The sequence below is a fragment of the Mycobacterium paraffinicum genome (genome assembly GCF_001907675.1).
Taxonomy (GTDB): Bacteria; Actinomycetota; Actinomycetes; order Mycobacteriales; family Mycobacteriaceae; genus Mycobacterium; species Mycobacterium paraffinicum_A.
This window is the reverse complement of sequence record NZ_MPNT01000008.1, coordinates 152,183-167,850: the sequence shown is the minus strand read 5'-3', so window position 1 is coordinate 167,850 and position 15,668 is coordinate 152,183. Positions and strand designations below refer to the sequence as shown.

At 67.7% G+C, this 15,668-nt stretch carries 15 protein-coding genes; 7 read left to right on the top strand and 8 right to left on the bottom strand.

Annotated elements, in window-relative coordinates:
* The first annotated feature begins 10 nt into the window (after nt 1–10).
* Genes BRW65_RS11600 through BRW65_RS11590 form a run of 3 tightly spaced genes read left to right on the top strand, consistent with a single transcriptional unit; the run spans nt 11 to nt 1,746 of the window.
* Complete coding sequence (locus BRW65_RS11600; protein WP_073874638.1) at nt 11–322, top strand: hypothetical protein; 312 nt, start codon at nt 11–13, stop codon at nt 320–322.
* Nucleotides 323–329: 7 nt separating this feature from the next.
* Complete coding sequence (locus BRW65_RS11595; RefSeq protein ID WP_073874636.1) at nt 330–1,247, top strand: crotonase/enoyl-CoA hydratase family protein; 918 nt, start codon at nt 330–332, stop codon at nt 1,245–1,247.
* 52 nt (nt 1,248–1,299) lie between these two features.
* The gene (locus tag BRW65_RS11590) at nt 1,300–1,746 is read left to right on the top strand and encodes a DUF5078 domain-containing protein (protein WP_073874634.1); all 447 of its coding nucleotides are present in this window, start codon (nt 1,300–1,302) and stop codon (nt 1,744–1,746) included.
* A 118-nt stretch (nt 1,747–1,864) separates the two neighbouring features.
* Here BRW65_RS11590 and BRW65_RS11585 read toward each other — a convergent pair whose 3' ends face one another.
* The 3 genes from BRW65_RS11585 to BRW65_RS11575 form a co-directional block, all read right to left on the bottom strand.
* The gene (locus tag BRW65_RS11585) at nt 1,865–4,804 is read right to left on the bottom strand and encodes an RND family transporter (RefSeq protein WP_073874632.1); all 2,940 of its coding nucleotides are present in this window, start codon (nt 4,802–4,804) and stop codon (nt 1,865–1,867) included.
* The gene (locus BRW65_RS11580) at nt 4,801–5,349 is read right to left on the bottom strand and encodes an MmpS family transport accessory protein (RefSeq protein WP_073874630.1); all 549 of its coding nucleotides are present in this window, start codon (nt 5,347–5,349) and stop codon (nt 4,801–4,803) included. Before BRW65_RS11580 ends, BRW65_RS11585 begins: the two co-directional genes overlap by 4 nt.
* A 73-nt stretch (nt 5,350–5,422) precedes the next feature.
* Nucleotides 5,423–6,109, bottom strand: coding sequence for a TetR family transcriptional regulator (locus tag BRW65_RS11575; protein WP_139273002.1), 687 nt, complete (start codon nt 6,107–6,109; stop codon nt 5,423–5,425).
* Nucleotides 6,110–6,192: 83 nt separating this feature from the next.
* On the opposite strand from BRW65_RS11575, the gene BRW65_RS11570 reads away from it, so the two are divergent.
* Nucleotides 6,193–7,860 (top strand): cytochrome c biogenesis protein CcdA, encoded by a 1,668-nt coding sequence (locus BRW65_RS11570; protein ID WP_073874628.1) that lies wholly within the window; start codon nt 6,193–6,195, stop codon nt 7,858–7,860.
* On the opposite strand, the gene BRW65_RS11565 is transcribed toward BRW65_RS11570, so the two are convergent.
* Nucleotides 7,857–8,726, bottom strand: coding sequence for a hypothetical protein (locus BRW65_RS11565; protein WP_073874626.1), 870 nt, complete (start codon nt 8,724–8,726; stop codon nt 7,857–7,859). The two genes, BRW65_RS11570 and BRW65_RS11565, sit on opposite strands and share 4 nt — an antisense overlap.
* Nucleotides 8,727–8,738: 12 nt before the next feature.
* Complete coding sequence (locus BRW65_RS11560; RefSeq protein ID WP_073874624.1) at nt 8,739–9,263, bottom strand: mycothiol transferase; 525 nt, start codon at nt 9,261–9,263, stop codon at nt 8,739–8,741.
* Nucleotides 9,264–9,317: 54 nt separating this feature from the next.
* Here BRW65_RS11560 and BRW65_RS11555 point away from each other — a divergent pair, with 54 nt between their 5' ends.
* Genes BRW65_RS11555 through BRW65_RS11545 form a run of 3 tightly spaced genes read left to right on the top strand, consistent with a single transcriptional unit; the run spans nt 9,318 to nt 12,127 of the window.
* The gene (locus BRW65_RS11555; protein ID WP_073874622.1) at nt 9,318–11,060 is read left to right on the top strand and encodes an N-acyl-D-amino-acid deacylase family protein; all 1,743 of its coding nucleotides are present in this window, start codon (nt 9,318–9,320) and stop codon (nt 11,058–11,060) included.
* A gap of 38 nt (nt 11,061–11,098) precedes the next feature.
* Nucleotides 11,099–11,704: a PPE family protein gene (locus tag BRW65_RS11550; protein WP_073874620.1), complete on the top strand. Its 606-nt coding sequence runs from the start codon at nt 11,099–11,101 to the stop codon at nt 11,702–11,704.
* 30 nt (nt 11,705–11,734) lie between these two features.
* The gene (locus BRW65_RS11545) at nt 11,735–12,127 is read left to right on the top strand and encodes a hypothetical protein (protein ID WP_073874618.1); all 393 of its coding nucleotides are present in this window, start codon (nt 11,735–11,737) and stop codon (nt 12,125–12,127) included.
* 53 nt (nt 12,128–12,180) lie between these two features.
* Here BRW65_RS11545 and BRW65_RS11540 read toward each other — a convergent pair whose 3' ends face one another.
* The 3 genes from BRW65_RS11540 to BRW65_RS11530 form a co-directional block, all read right to left on the bottom strand.
* The gene (locus tag BRW65_RS11540) at nt 12,181–13,038 is read right to left on the bottom strand and encodes an endonuclease domain-containing protein (RefSeq protein ID WP_073874751.1); all 858 of its coding nucleotides are present in this window, start codon (nt 13,036–13,038) and stop codon (nt 12,181–12,183) included.
* A gap of 155 nt (nt 13,039–13,193) precedes the next feature.
* Nucleotides 13,194–14,819 (bottom strand): chaperonin GroEL, encoded by a 1,626-nt coding sequence (gene groL, locus BRW65_RS11535; RefSeq protein ID WP_073874616.1) that lies wholly within the window; start codon nt 14,817–14,819, stop codon nt 13,194–13,196.
* A 204-nt stretch (nt 14,820–15,023) separates the two neighbouring features.
* Nucleotides 15,024–15,590 (bottom strand): TetR/AcrR family transcriptional regulator, encoded by a 567-nt coding sequence (locus BRW65_RS11530; RefSeq protein WP_432206420.1) that lies wholly within the window; start codon nt 15,588–15,590, stop codon nt 15,024–15,026.
* Nucleotides 15,591–15,668 lie beyond the last annotated feature (78 nt).

Here is a 15,668-nt window from a genome sequence, read left to right as displayed (position 1 = left end):
GATCGTCGACGTGTCCGCGACCCAACGCATCGAACTCACCCTGCTGGCGACCGGATTGATCTTCGTGCTGGTTTCGGCGGCGCAGGCGCGCTACCGGTTCATCGGTGACCGCCGGGCCGGCCGGCGGTTCTACTGGGCGACCGCGGCGATCGGCACCGTGTGTTTCGCCGTCGGCACGGGCAAGCTCTGGCCCAACGCCGTCTGTGTGGCGGTGATCTTCACCGGCCTGGCCGTCATGTCGGCGTACCTGACGACGCCATATCTCAAGATCGGTGACCGCATCTACGCGTCGTCACCGGAAAACCGCCAGCCCGACCCCTAAGGAAGCCATGCCAGGTAGCGACTTCGAGACGCTGCTGTACACGACGTCCGGCCCGGTGGCCACCGTCACGCTGAACCGTCCGGAGCAGCTCAACACCATCGTGCCGCCGATGCCCGATGAGATCGAGGCGGCCGTCGGGCTGGCGGAGCGCGACCCGGAGATCAAGGTCATCGTGCTGCGCGGCGCCGGCCGGGCCTTCTCCGGTGGCTACGACTTCGGCGGCGGCTTCCAACAGTGGGGCGAGGCCATGATGACCGATGGCCACTGGGACCCCGGCAAGGACTTCGCGATGGTCACCGCCCGCGAGACCGCACCGACGCAGAAATTCATGGCCATCTGGCGGGCGTCCAAGCCGGTCATCGCCCAGGTGCACGGCTGGTGCGTCGGCGGGGCCAGCGACTACGCGCTGTGCGCCGATCTGGTCATCGCCAGCAACGACGCGGTGATCGGCACCCCGTACAGCCGGATGTGGGGCGCCTACCTGAGCGGGATGTGGCTCTACCGGCTCAGCTTCGCCAAGGTCAAGTGGCATTCGCTGACCGGGCGGCCGCTCACCGGCGTCCAGGCGGCCGAGATCGAGCTGATCAACGAAGCGGTGCCGTTCGAGCGCCTGGAGGCCCGGGTCGCCGAGATCGCCGCCGAGCTGGCCCGCATCCCGCTGTCGCAGCTGCGGGCGCAGAAACTGATCGTCAACCAGGCCTACGAGAACATGGGGCTGGCGTCCACCCAGACGCTCGGCGGCATCCTCGACGGCCTGATGCGCAACACCCCCGACGCCCTCGACTTCATCAAGACCGCCGAGACCGAGGGCGTGCGGGCGGCCGTCGAGCGCCGCGATGGCCCGTTCGGCGACTACAGCCAGGCCCCGCCGGAGCTGCGGCCCGACCCCACACACGTCATCGTGCCTGATCGGGACCAATGCTGAGACAAACTAGGAACCTGGCCGCCGCCGCTCAAAAAGTGTTACCGTTACAGCTATGTCTCGGCTGAACACTGGCTTGCGCGCAGGCGCCGCCTTCCTCGCCCTCGGCATCGCCGCGGCCGTCTTCCCGAAGACCGCCGTCGCCGATTCGACGGAGGACTTCCCGATTCCGCGCAGGATGATCAGCACCACCTGCGACGCAGAGCAGATCATGGCGGCCACCCGCGATACCAGCCCGGTGTACTACCAGCGCTACATGATCGACTTCAACAACCACCCGAACGTCCAGCAGGCGACGATCGACAAGGTGCACTGGTTCTACTCCCTGTCGCCGGAGGACCGCCGCACCTACTCCGAGAACTTCTACAACAACGACCCGCTGTGGTACGCGTGGCCCAACCACATGAAGCTCTTCTTCAACAACAAGGGCGTCGTCGCGAAGGCCACCGACGTGTGCGCGCAATACCCGCCCGGCGATATGTCGGTGTGGAACTGGGCCTAACGCCTCAAAAAAGTCCGCGCGTCCGCTGAGGAAGGACGCGCGGATTTTTTTGCCTCCGCGCGCGACCCGCAGTCCGTCACGTCAGCGGTGATCTCGGAATCCACGCGACCTCGTGGTATCAGCGCGGCTGCACCACTCCGCCCACCGGGTGCTCATCGACGTTCTTGAGGAGCAACTCGCGCACAGCGGGACGCGGTCCGTACGGTCGCAGCATGGTGCTGGCCGGCCGCGGACGCACGTGCTGCGGCCACCAGAACCAGCGCCCGAGCAGGGTGGCCAGCGACGGCGTCATGAACGACCGCACGATCAAGGTGTCGAACAACAGGCCCAGCGCGATCGTCGTCCCCACTTGGGCCATCACCATCAGCGGGCTGAACATGAACGTCGCCATGGTCGCGGCGAACACCAGACCGGCGGCGGTCACCACCGAGCCCGAACCCGCCATGGCGCGGATCGTGCCCGTTTTGAGGCCGGCGTGGATCTCCTCTTTGAACCGCGATATCAACAGCAGGTTGTAGTCCGAGCCGACCGCCAGCAGCATGATGATCGCCATCGCGAGCACCATCCAGTGCAACTTCATGCCCAGGATGTACTGCCAGAGAAGCACGGAGAGTCCGAATGACGCGCCCAGCGACAGCAACACCGTACCGACGATCACGAAGGCCGCCACGGCGCTTCGGGTGATCACCAGCATGATGATGAAAATCAGTGTGGCCGCAGAGATTCCGGCGATCATCAGGTCGATGTCGGAGCTGTCGTGCATGTCCTTGTACGTCGCGGCGGTACCGCCGAGGTAGACCTTGGAGCCCTCCCAGGGCGTGCCCTTGATCGCCTCGTGCACCGCCTGCTTGATCGGTTCGATGTGGCTGATGCCCTCAGGACTCGCCGGGTCGCCTTCATGGGAGATGATCAACCGGACGGAGTGCCCGTCCGGCGAGATGAACTGTTTGAGACCCCGTGCGAAATCCGGGCTGTTGAACGCCTCCGGCGGTAGATAGAACGTGTCGTCGTTCTTCGCTTTGTCGAAGGCATCGCCCTGGGCGGTGGCATTGTCGGACTGCGCCCTGGCCTGTTCGTTAAGACCCATAGTGGTCGCGTAGTTCGACATGATGGTGTCGAGGTTGTGCTGCTGACTCGCGATCTGCGGCGGTATCAGCGCCACCAGCTTCGGCTGAATCTGATCCAACTTGTCGAGGTTCGCGCTGAGGTTCACGATGTTCTGGGCCACCTGGTCGATGCCGTCGAGCGCGTTGAAGATCGATCGGAGCGCCCAGCAGACCGGAATGTCGTAGCAGTGCCTCTCCCAGTAGAAGAAGCTGCGGATCGGCCGGAAGAAATCGTCGAAGTTGGCGATTTCGTCGCGCAACGTTGCGGTGATCTCCACCGTCTCCTTGGTGAGCCGGGTGGTTTCATGTGTCGTGTTGCTGAGGTCCTGGGTGACCTGCATCTGCTCATGCAACAACGCCATCGTTTTCTTGAGCTCGTCCGCCTGCTTGAGCAGGTTGTTCGCCTGCTCGTCCTGATAGTGCTGGGTCTGGATCCGCCCCGCGGCTTGTGCGCTCATCTGAAAACCGAGGGTGCTGTGGTCCAGCGGCGTGCCCAACGGCCGGGTAATGGTCTGCACCCGGCCGATACCGGGGATGTGGAAGACCGCCTTGGCGACCTTGTCCAGGACCAGGAAATCGGCCGGGTTACGCAGGTCGTGATCGGTCTGGATCATCAACAGTTCGGGGTTGAGCCGAGCCTGGTCGAAATGCCGGTCCGCGGCCGCGTAACCGACATTGGCCGGGGTGTCCGCCGGCAGGAAGTGGCGGTTGTCGTAGTCCGTCGTGTAGCCGGACAGGGCGAGCAGGCCAACCAGCGCGGCCGCGATGGTCACCGCGAGAACCGGTGCCGGCCAGCGGACGACGGTGGTACCGATGCGGCGCCAGCCCCGAGTCTGCAGCGTGCGCTTCGGGTCCAGGAGCTTGAAGAATGACGCCACGGTCAGCACTGCAGGGCCCAGGGTCAACGCCGCGAGCACCGCCACCAACATGCCGATGGCGCACGGCGCACCCAGCGACGCGAAATATGGCAATCGGCAGAAGCTCATGCAGTACATCGCGCCGGCGATGGTCAGGCCCGACCCGAGTACGACGTGCGCGGTGCTATGGAACATGGTGTAGAAGGCCTGTTCGCGAGTCTCGCCCAGACCGCGGGCCTCGTGGTAGCGGCCGACCACGAAAATCGCGTAGTCCGTTCCGGCGGCGATCGCGATCAACACCAACAGATTGTTGGCGAACGTGGAGAGGCCGATGATGTCGTAGTTGGCCAGCAAAGCCACGACCCCTCGGGCCGCCGCCAATTCGACGAAGACCATGAACATCACGGCAAGGACGGTGACCAGCGAGCGATAGACGAAGAGCAGCATGACGATGATCACCAGGATCGTGACCATGGTGACTATTGCGACGCCTTTCTCACCGGCGTGGGACTGGTCGGCAAACAACGGACCCGCGCCCGTGACGTACGCCTTGATTCCCTGCGGGGCGGGCACCGAATTGACGATCTTGCGGACGGCGTCGGCGGACTCGGCGGATAGGCCGCCGCCCATGTTGCCGGCGAGGTAGACCTGGACGTAGGCGGCCTTCTGGTCGTGGCTCTGGGAACCCGCGGCGGTCAGCGGATCGCTCCAGAAATCCTGCACGTGCTGAACGTGTTTCTTGTCTTGCTCGAGGCGCCTGACGATCTCGTCGTAGTAGCGGTGCGCTTCTGCGCCGAGCGGCTTATCACCCTCCAACAAGACCATCGCCGAGCTGTCGGAGTCGAACTCCTTGAACGTCGACCCGACCTTCATCATCGACTGAAACGATGGCGCGTCCGTTGGACTCATCGACACCGAATGGGTTTTGGAGACGACCTCCAGTTGGGGCGCCACGGTGTTGGTGACGAAGACGATGCCAAGCCACACCAGGACTATCGGCAGCGCCAGCCGGTGGATCATCCTCGGCAGGAATGGCGGGATCAGCGGCTGCGAGATTGGCGGCGCGACCGATTCAGCCTCGCTCGGCTCGCTCATGCGGACTTGTCCAGGCAGTAGACGAAGGGGTTCACGGTTTCGTTGGAATCCGAGCGATTCGGGGCTTTGATGATGTCACCGTGGCCGTCGTGGTTGTTCACAACGAATCGGCAGGCGATCCAACTCCCGTCTCCTTGCGCCACCAGGTTTGCCGGGATGCCGGGCTTCGTTGAACTCAATATTTTGCTCCAGGGCAAGGGCACGTTGAGTGCCTGCTGCGGATGGGTGTTTTCGTCGAGGTAGTTGATGGTCGCCGTGCTGCCCGGCGAGCCCCAGACCTCGAGCGTGATCGTCTTGGCGTTGAACTGGTCGAGGACCTCGCCCGAGGTGCCACCACCGAACGAACCGGGGTGAACGCCGAAGATGCCGTGCAATCGGTAGACGACGAATCCCGACACCGCGAGGACGGCTGCGATTGTCAGCACCAACCAGTAGCGCCCGAAAATCCCCTGTTTCCCGGCGCGGCGCGGAGCGACCTTGTCGCCGCCCTTGCCGGCGGAGCCGTGCTTCTCCAGCGGCTCGGTCCTTGGCTCGGTCGTCGTCATGCGCGCTCCAAGTCCTTCCCGTGTTCAGCGGCTGCAGTTCGCCGAGCCATACCCCCCGGCCTCCCCTCTGCGTTCATTGCGATCCCGAGATGAGCCCCACGCACGTGGCGGTCAGTAGGCGAGTGAGGGCGGACGCGAAGTCGGTGTTCCACTCGGGGGGAACCACTTCCGGCTCCTCGGCGTAGACGTCGGTGAGGCGCTCCGGCGGGTTGGCCACCTGCCACAGCGTGGCCGCCAGCGAGTACGCGGCCAGCAGGATGTCGAGCGACCTGGAGCGGCCGATTCCGGGCACCGCGCTTTCGATGGAATCGGCGAGAGAGAGCGTGGCGGCGGTGCTGATGCGCTTGACCTCGACGACCCGCTCGACGTCCACCTCGTGCTCGAGGTGCAGGTGCAGGTTGGCCAGCAGGTCGCAGAACAGGGGGTCCTCGGCCAGCGCGTTCGCCAGCGTTTCGGCGATTTCCGACGGCGACTTGGGGCCGGGCTCGGCCAGCTTCTCGGACACGGTGTTCGACCAGCGCACCCAGCCCTCGGCGGCCAGGTGCAGGAGCACTTCCTTGTGCGAGGTGAAGTAGCGACGGACGGCGGAGTAGTGAATGCCGGCCCGGTTGGCGACGGCGGTCAAGGTGACCGAGGTGACGCCGGTCTCGAGGGCCAGCGAACGCGCGGCTTCCACCAGTGCCTCCGCACGTTGGCGCTTCTTCTCCTCGGTGCGGGCGCGTTGGAAGGTTAGCTGCGCCACCGATGGAGCGTAACGCACATTGTGTGATTTGTATAACGCACGGGGTGTGATTTGCGCTGGGTCACGTGAACCATTCGGCGCGGGTAGGGGTGTAAGTAGCTATGCACACCATCGCGCTCATCGGATTCCTCGGCGGACTGATCACCGGGATCTCGCCGTGCATCCTGCCGGTGCTCCCGGTGGTGTTCTTCTCCGGCGTGGACGGCACCCCAGCGCGCCGCCGGGCCGCCCGGCCCTACCTCGTGATCGCGGGCCTGGTCTGCAGCTTCGGCGCGGTGACGCTGGTCGGCTCGGCCATCCTGTCGGCGCTGCACCTGCCGCAGGACGCGATCCGCTGGGCCGCGTTGGTGGTGCTGACGCTCATCGGCCTCGGCCTGATCTTCCCACCGCTGCAGCACCTGATCGAGCGGCCGTTCGCGCGCCTGCCGCAACGCCAACCGGGAACCGGGGTAAGCGGTTTCGTGCTGGGCCTGACGCTGGGCGCGTTGTACGTGCCATGCGCGGGTCCGGTGCTGGCCGCGATCGTGGTCGCGGGCGGCACCGCCTCCATCGGCCTGCCCATTGTGATCCTGACCGCCGCGTTCGCGATCGGCACCGCTTTGCCGCTGCTGGCCTTCGCGTTGGCCGGGCGGGGTGTCGCCGAGCGCGTCGGCGCCTTCCGCCGGCGGCAGCGCATCGTGCAGATCGCCGGCGGAATCACCATGATCGTCCTCGCCGTCGCGCTGGTGTTCAACCTGCCGGCGACGCTGCAACGCGCGGTCCCCGACTACACGGCGGCGATGCAGAAAGCGGTCGGCGCCAACGAGATCCGCCAGCGGCTCGGCGCGCCTGGCGGCGGCGCGCTGAGCGACTGCACCGACGGCGCGGAGCGGCTCGAGGCCTGCGGACCGGCACCCGCGGTCAGCGGCATCACGCAGTGGCTGAACACCCCCGGCGGCGCCCCGGTCGACCTGGCGTCGCTGCGCGGCAAGGTGGTACTGATCGACTTCTGGGCGTACTCGTGCATCAACTGCCAGCGCGCCATCCCGCACGTAATCGATTGGTACAACCGGTATCACGACGCCGGGTTCGTCGCCATCGGGGTGCACACCCCCGAGTACGCCTTCGAGCGGGTACCGGCCAATGTGGCCAGCGGCGCGGACGCGCTGCACATCAGCTACCCCGTCGCGCTGGACAACGGCTACACCACGTGGAACAACTACCAAAACCTGTACTGGCCAGCCGAATACCTGATCGACGCGACCGGGACGGTCCGGCATACCAAGTTCGGCGAAGGCGACTACGACGGCACCGAGAGGCTGATCCGCGAGCTGCTCGTCGACGCCCATCCGGATATCCGGCTGCCCGGCCCGACGCATTCGGCGGACACCACACCGCAGACCCGGCTCACGCCCGAGACGTATCTGGGGATCGACCGGGCCCGAAACTACGGCGGCCCAGGCGATTACAAGTCGGGCGCGTTCGGCTATCCGCCGCAGCTGGCCGGCGACACGTTCGCGCTGCGCGGCCGGTGGAAGCTGGACGACCAGGGCGCCACCGCCGACAGCGACGACGCCGGCATCCGGCTGAACTACACCGCCAAGGACGTCTACGTCGTCGTGGGCGGAACGGGCACCCTGACGGTGTCCCGGGACGGCAAGGCGACGACGACGGCGATCGGCGGGCCACCGACACTGCACCCGATCGTGGCCGATGAGGCGGCGCACAGCGACCGGCTCGACATGCGGATAAGCCCTGGGCTGCAGGTGTTTTCGTTCACCTTCGGCTAGCCGGCCGGCTTCTTGGCCAGGCTGCCCAACATCGCGACGAGCACACCGCCGACCACCAGCGCGACCCCCACGAGCAGGGTGAGGTCGAGCCATTCGTGCAGGCCCACCTCGGCGTGGGCGACCATCACCTCGGCGATGCGGCGGACGTCGTCGGTGGTGCGGTTGAGCGCGTCGCCGACGTGGCGACCGGCGATCTCGATGCCCGCCCAGCCGGCGGCGCCGACCAGCAACGCCGAGACCCCGAGGCTGGTGAGCGCCTTGCCGCGGCGGCGCGCCGTGGCCAACAGCAGCACGGCGCAGACGACGCTGAGGGCAACCGCGCCGGCGCTCACCCACGGACCCCCCGCGGCGAGCGGGCTCAGCCGGCCCGGCCGCAGCCAACCGTGGGCCGAGGGTGCCGACTCCGTCAACGGAACCGTCAGCGTCGCAGGCACTTTCACGTTGTGGCGGCTCAGTGTCCGCTGCATCGAGGCGTCCTCGAGCATCGGCGCCACGTCGATAGACCACGAGTCGCCGGCGCCGCCGGCGGTGAACAGCCAGCGATGGGCCGCCCGGTTCGCCTGGGCGAACAGCGCCGGAAAGGCGGGCCCGGCCGTGAACGCGACGGCGGCCAGGTGCACCTCGGCGCCCTCGACCGGCTGGCGTCCGCCGTTGTGCTCGGCGATGAGCGCCATCGCGCGGTTGGCCAGTTCGTCCGCGGCGGCGGACTGCAGGCCGGGGTCACCGGCGGCCCGCTGGGCCAGCGCGACGTAGCCGCCCTCGCTGACCACGTTCAGCTGCAGCCACGACGCCGGAATGGCCACGGCCAGCGCGACGGTGGTCGCCAGCCACAGCACCGCCCTGAAGACGGCGGCCACGATTCGCACGCCGGGAAACCGTTAGGGCGCGATTCCGCGAACGTAGGCGGCCTGACCGAGATGTTGGGCGCAGTCGTCGATGATGCTCACCAACCGGGCGCCGGCCGTGACCGGCGGGTCCCAGTTGGTGTCGACCACCCGCTCCAGCTCGCCGGCGGTCACGCCGGCGATGTATTCGAGCGTGAGCTTGTGCACCGCGTGGTAGTAGCCGGACAGCAGATCCACGGGCGCCTTGACCTTGGCCACCTGTTCGGGCCCGTGACCGTAGCCGGTGTCGTTGCGCGGCAGGTCCAGCCCGAACCGGTCCACCCAGCCGTCGCGCAACCAGACCTGCTCCACCCCGGCCACGTCGGCCAGCTGGAGGTCCTGCACCCGGGCGCTGTGCCACAGCAACCAGGCGATGCTGTTGGCGCCCGGGGTCACCCGGTACTCGGCGACCGCGTCGGTCAGGCCGTCGGCGATGTCGTCGACGTGTTCGATCAACCGGGTGAACGCGTCGCGGAGCAGTTCCTGGACGGCGGCATCGGGGCTGGAGGTGTTGGCCATACCAGCGACACTAGATCCTGGCACGACCGGCGGGCGCGGTCGTAGATTATTTGCATGACTTACGACCTGATCATCCGCAACGGCACCATCGTCGACGGGTTGGGTGGTGAGCCGTACGTCGGCGACGTCGCGGTGCGCGACGGCGTCATCACGGCCGTCGGTCGGGTCAACGGCGAGCGCGCCGAGCGGGAGATCGACGCCACCGGCCTCCTGGTCACCCCGGGCTTCGTCGACCTGCACACCCATTACGACGGCCAGTCCATCTGGTCGGAACGCCTGACGCCGTCGTCGGCGCACGGCGTGACCACGGTGGTCATGGGCAACTGTGGCGTCGGCTTCGCGCCGTGCCGCCAGTCCGACCACGACGTCCTGGTCGACGTGATGGCCGGCGTCGAGGACATCCCCGGGGTCGTCATGACCGACGGCCTGCCCTGGACGTGGGAGACGTTCCCCGAGTACCTGGACGCGCTGGACGCCGGCAAGCGGGACATCGACGTCGCCGCCTACCTGCCGCACTCGCCGCTGCGGGTCTACGTGATGGGTCAGCGCGGCGCCGACCGCGAGCCGGCCACCGCCGACGACCTCGCCAAGATGCGGGCGCTGGCCAAGGAGGCGGTCGAGGTCGGCGCGCTCGGCTTTGCGTCGTCGCGGCTGACCATCCACAAGACCGAAAGCGGTTCGCCCATCCCGAGTTACGACGCCGCCCGCGAGGAGATCGAGGAGATCGCCCGCGGTGTCGTCGACGGCGGCGGCGGGTTGCTGCAGTTCGTGCCGGACATCCCGGCCGGCGGCTACGAGCCGGTGCTGCAGACGGTGTTCGACGTCGCCGAGGACGTCGGCCTGCCGCTGACCTTCACGCTGGTGGTCGCCAACTCGGGCGATCCCACGTGGGAGGACGCCATCACGATGATCGAGAAGGCGAATTCCAGGGCCGGCGACGCCGACCCCCGGATCACCGCGCAGCTGCTACCGCGCCCGATCGGGCTGATCATCGGCCTGCAGCTGTCCGCCAACCCGTTCGTGCTCTACCCGAGCTACCGCGAGATCGCGCACCTGCCACTGGCCGAGCGGGTCGCCGAGATGCGCAAGCCGGAGGTCCGCGCCCGCATCCTGGCCGACAAGCCGGGCCAGGGCCACCCCATCCTGTACGTCGCTCAGATGTGGGACTGGATCTACCCGCTGAGCGACACCCCCGACTACGAGCCGGACCCGTCGACCTCCATCGGGGCGCGGGCGCGGGCCCGCGGGGTGAACCCGATGGAGGAGGCCTACGACCGGCTGCTCGACGACGAGGGCCGCGCCATGCTGCTGGTGGCGACCAGCAACCTGCAGGGCAACTCGCTGGACACCGTGGGCAAGCTGCTGCACCGCGACGACGTGGTGCTCGGGCTCGGCGACGGTGGCGCGCACTACGGGATGATCTGCGACGCCAGCTACTCGACGTACTTCCTGACCCATTGGGCCCGTGACCGCGCGTCGGGCCGGTTCACGGTGCCGGAGGCCGTCCGCGAACTCACCTCGGTGCCGGCCCGCATCGCCGGGCTGGGCGACCGGGGTCGCATCGGCGTCGGCTACAAGGCCGACCTCAACGTCATCGATCACGCCGCGTTGCGCCTGCACAAGCCGGTCATCACCTACGATCTGCCGGCCGGGGGCCGGCGCCTGGACCAGACCGCAGACGGCTACGTCGCGACGATCGTGGCCGGCGAGGTGATCGCGGAGAATGGCGTGCCCACAGACGCTCGTCCAGGCAAGTTGGTGCGAGGTCGGCAACCGCGGCCGGTAGCCGCGCAATAACGCCACCAAAACAGCCAGATCCCGGGTAAGTTGAGCCGGTGACGAGCCCGCATTTTGCGTGGTTGCCGCCAGAAGTCAACTCGGCACGAATCTTCTCGGGTCCCGGAGCCGGGCCGCTGCTTGCTGCCGCGGAAGCCTGGGACGGACTGGCCGAGGACTTGGCATCGTCAGCATCGTCGTTTTCTTCGGTTACGTCAAATCTTGCCAGCGGCTCCTGGCAGGGTCCGTCCTCGGCGGCGATGATGGCCCTCGCCACGCATTACGTCAGCTGGCTGAGCGCGGCGGCGGCCCAGGCCCAGGCGGTGTCCAGCCAGGCCTCGGCCGTGGCGGCCGCGTTCGAGGGGGCGCTGGCGGCGACCGTGCAGCCCGCGGTGGTCGCGGCCAATCGCGCCCTGGCGCACGCGTTGTCGGCCACCAACTGGCTCGGCCAGAACACCCCCGCGATCGCCGACATCGAGGCGGCCTACGACCAGATGTGGGCGTCGGACGTGGAGGCGATGTACGGCTACCATGCCGACGCGTCGGCGGCCGTCGAGAAACTGGCGCCCTGGCAGCAGGTGCTGCAGAACCTCGGTTTCCACTTCAGCAGCAGCGGTCAGCTGACGTTCGGCCTGCCGGCGGCGCGGGTTCCGCGCACGCTGTAGCGGCCCGGCCCGCGCCTATCCTGGAGGGTCATGCGCACCAAGAAGCAGGTAGACGTCGAGCGCCTGGCCGCCGCCCTTCCCGACTACCCGTTCGCCTACCTGGTCACCGTCGACGACGACTACCGCGTGCACACCGTGACGGTCGAGCCGCGGCTGCGTGACGCGACCCTGGACATCGGCCTCATCGGCGGCCGCACCCGGCAGAATCTGGCGCAGCGGCGCGACGTCACCCTGCTGTGGCCCCCGACCGAGCCCGGCGGCTATTCGCTGATCGTCGACGGCACGGCCTCGATCAGCGACGCCGGGGACGCCGTTCGCCTGGAAGTCGCGCCGACCCGCGCGCTGCTGCACCGCGAGGCCGACCCCGGCTCTCCGGGCGCGGCGAAGGGCTGCCTGCACGACTGCGTGGTGTTCTCCCGCTGAGCCGGCGTCGCCCCCGGGCCGGACGTTCACCCCTGGGCCGCCGAGTGTGGGCGCTATGCACGCGAACCGCCTCGAATCCGGCCATAGGCCCCACGCTCGCGAAGCTTGTCCTTTACTCGCTCTACGAACGCCTCAGGCCTGGACAACATCTCGGCGCTCACCCTGACCACCGCCCAGCCGGCCGCCTCCAGCAAGGCGACTCGCTCGATATCCCACGACCGTTGATAGCGGTCCTCCCAGTGCTGGATACCGTCGTACTCCACCGCGACCTTCCATTCACGCCACCCCATGTCGACCCGGATGCGTAGGTCGGGAAACTCGATCTGCGTCTCCGGCTTTGGCAGGCCAGCACGCACCAGAAGCAGCCGCACCCGGGTCTCCTGAGGTGATTCCGCCCCGCCGTCGACCAGATCCAGCGCGGCTCGCAACCGGAGACTGCCACGGGCTCCGCGGTGGCGGTCAACCAAAGCGATTACCTCGGCGGGCTTGATACCGGTCGCGTTGAGCAACGCGTCCAGGATGGGGACGGCCCTGATAGTGGGCGAACCCCGCCCGATGTCGAAAGCTGTTCGGGCCGCGGTGGTCACGCGCATTCCGGCGATGACGCGCACCTCGTCAGCGGCGAGCTGATAGCTGCGGACAACCATGCCCCGCTGACTGTGCCGGTCCAGCCGCACGATCTCCGCGGGCGCCGACGCATCGACCCATTTCGTGCCGAGGACCGCTGCGGCAGACAGTCCGGCCAGAGGCGAACCCGTCGCCAGCCAAGCTGCGCGCGCCTTGGCGACTGCTGTCAGTTCCGCGCCCCTGGCGATGTACACGTCGCGGAAGACCGCGCGATATCGGGTGCGCAATTGACTGCGGGTAACCGCGCCGTTCCTTAGCGCGTCGCTGCCCCGGAATGGCTCCATTCCGGCATATTTGCCGCGACAGCCCATCTGCGTATGCGCCGAGCGTGGGTGCTGTGGACGAATTCGCGGGTGTTGACGCGCATATCCCCCACACTCGACACGGCGCGCACGAAAAAGCCCGGCCTGCAACGCAGGCCGGGCTTTTCGTTGACTTTCTAGAAGTCCATACCGCCCATGCCACCGGTCGGGTCGCCCGCGGGTGCGGCCGCCTTCTCCGGCTTGTCGGCGACGACGGCCTCGGTCGTCAGGAACAGCGCCGCGATCGACGCCGCGTTCTGCAGCGCCGAGCGGGTCACCTTGACCGGGTCGGCGACGCCGGCCTTGAGCAGGTCCTCGTACTCCCCGGTAGCGGCGTTCAGGCCGGTACCGGCGGGCGAGTTGCTGACCTTCTCGGCGACGACGCCGGGCTCCAGGCCACCGTTGAAGGCGATCTGCTTCAGCGGAGCCGACAGCGCCACGCGGACGATGTTGGCTCCGGTGGCCTCGTCACCGGAGAGCTTCAGCTCGTCCAGGGACGGGGCCGCGTGCAGCAGGGCCACGCCACCACCGGCGACGATGCCCTCCTCGACGGCCGCCTTGGCGTTGCGCACCGCGTCCTCGATGCGGTGCTTGCGCTCCTTGAGCTCCACCTCGGTGGCAGCCCCGGCCTTGATCACCGCAACACCGCCGGCCAGCTTGGCCAGGCGCTCCTGCAGCTTCTCGCGGTCGTAGTCGGAGTCGCTGTTCTCGATCTCCTGGCGGATCTGGGCCACGCGTCCGGCGATGGCGTCGGGGTCACCGGCGCCCTCGACGATGGTGGTCTCGTCCTTGGTGACGACGACCTTGCGGGCCTTACCGAGCAGCGCCACGTCGGCGCTCTCCAGCGACAGGCCGACCTCTTCGCTGATCACCTGACCACCGGTGAGGATCGCCATGTCCTGCAGCATCGCCTTGCGGCGGTCACCGAAGCCGGGGGCCTTGACGGCCACCGACTTGAAGGTGCCGCGGATCTTGTTGACGACCAGGGTGGACAGCGCCTCGCCCTCGACGTCCTCGGCGATGATCAGCAGCGGCTTGCCGGCCTGAATGACCTTCTCCAGCAGCGGGAGCAGGTCCTTGACCGTCGACACCTTGGAGCTGACCAGCAGGATGAAGGGGTCCTCGAGGACCGCTTCCTGCCGCTCGGCGTCGGTGACGAAGTAGCCCGAGATGTAGCCCTTGTCGAACCGCATACCCTCGGTGAGCTCGAGCTGCAGGCCGAAGGTGTTGGACTCCTCGACGGTGATGACGCCCTCGTTGCCGACCTTGTCCATCGCCTCGGCGATCAGGTCGCCGATCGACTGGTCGCCCGCGGAGATCGCGGCCGTGGCGGCGATCTGGTCCTTGGTCTCGACCTCCTTGGCCGACTTCAGCAGGGTCTCGGTGACCTTCTCGACGGCCTTCTCGATGCCGCGCTTGAGGCCGAGCGGGTTGGCGCCGGCCGCCACGTTGCGCAGGCCCTCGCGGACCAGCGCCTGGGCCAGCACCGTGGCCGTCGTCGTGCCGTCACCGGCGACGTCGTCGGTCTTCTTGGCGACTTCCTTGACCAGCTCGGCGCCGATCTTCTCGTACGGGTCCTCCAGCTCGATCTCCTTGGCGATGGACACACCATCGTTGGTGATCGTGGGAGCGCCCCACTTCTTCTCCAGGACGACGTTGCGGCCCTTGGGACCCAACGTCACCTTTACCGCGTCGGCGAGGGCGTTGAGCCCCCGCTCGAGGCCGCGACGGGCCTCTTCGTCGTACGCAATTGTCTTGGCCATTGCGAAGTGATTCCTCCGGATCGGGAATGACACCGGGTGACCACGGGTGGCCACCCCATTACTTACGCTGGCCGGGTGCAGTGCCCGCGACGGACGACCCCAGGTGTCTGCTGGTCTCACCGTCCCGACCTAGCACTCACCTGTCGCGAGTGCCAACGTCATTCTTAGCACTCGCCTATGCCGAGTGCAAGAACAGGTCAGGCCTTATCGCTGCGCGCGTAAGCCGTCGACGACGACGTCGGTAGCCCGCTCGGCCAGCGCCGAGTCGTAGGCCTGCACCGCCTGGCAGCCGACCAGGATGGCCTTGAGATCTTGCATCTCGATGTCGCGCCGCGCCGTGCCCGCTTCCTGCGCGGCACGCAGCAGCTCGCCCAGCATCGCCTTGAACGCGTCCTCGGCGTCGGGTGCCGCGCAGGCGATGTCGATCCCGTACCCGGCCAACGCGTCGACCAGACCGCGGTCCGCCGCGCCCCACTGCAGCACCATCGAGCGCAGGAAGGCGAACAGCGCCTCCCCCGGGCCTTCCGATTCCAACAGGGCGTGCCCGTCATCGATGAGGCGGCGCATCCGGTCCTCGATCACGGCCGTGAAGAGCGCTTCCTTCGTCGGGAAGTGCCGGTAGACGGTGCCGGCGCCAACCCCGGCCCGCCGGGCGACTTCGTCGATGGGCACCGACAGGCCTTCGGCCGCGAAGGTCTCGTAGGCGACGTCCAGGACGCGTGCGCGGTTGCGCGCCGCGTCGGCGCGCAGCGGCCGTGCGGGTTGGGCCAACTGTTCACCACCCATCGGTTGACAAAACGGGGCGTACGTTCCGTATAGTCGGAACCGGAGCACTCGCCCCGTTTACTC

Excerpts from the sequence above, each read along its gene's own strand:
- BRW65_RS11595 (WP_073874636.1), top strand. The coding sequence starts at position 330 with ATGCCAGGTAGCGACTTCGAGACGCTGCTGTACACGACGTCCGGCCCG.
- BRW65_RS11590 (WP_073874634.1), top strand. The coding sequence starts at position 1,300 with ATGTCTCGGCTGAACACTGGCTTGCGCGCAGGCGCCGCCTTCCTCGCC.
- BRW65_RS11585 (WP_073874632.1), bottom strand. The coding sequence starts at position 4,804 with ATGAGCGAGCCGAGCGAGGCTGAATCGGTCGCGCCGCCAATCTCGCAG.
- BRW65_RS11580 (WP_073874630.1), bottom strand. The coding sequence starts at position 5,349 with ATGACGACGACCGAGCCAAGGACCGAGCCGCTGGAGAAGCACGGCTCC.
- BRW65_RS11570 (WP_073874628.1), top strand. The coding sequence starts at position 6,193 with ATGCACACCATCGCGCTCATCGGATTCCTCGGCGGACTGATCACCGGG.
- BRW65_RS11560 (WP_073874624.1), bottom strand. The coding sequence starts at position 9,263 with ATGGCCAACACCTCCAGCCCCGATGCCGCCGTCCAGGAACTGCTCCGC.
- BRW65_RS11555 (WP_073874622.1), top strand. The coding sequence starts at position 9,318 with ATGACTTACGACCTGATCATCCGCAACGGCACCATCGTCGACGGGTTG.
- BRW65_RS11545 (WP_073874618.1), top strand. The coding sequence starts at position 11,735 with ATGCGCACCAAGAAGCAGGTAGACGTCGAGCGCCTGGCCGCCGCCCTT.
- BRW65_RS11540 (WP_073874751.1), bottom strand. The coding sequence starts at position 13,038 with ATGGAGCCATTCCGGGGCAGCGACGCGCTAAGGAACGGCGCGGTTACC.
- groL (WP_073874616.1), bottom strand. The coding sequence starts at position 14,819 with ATGGCCAAGACAATTGCGTACGACGAAGAGGCCCGTCGCGGCCTCGAG.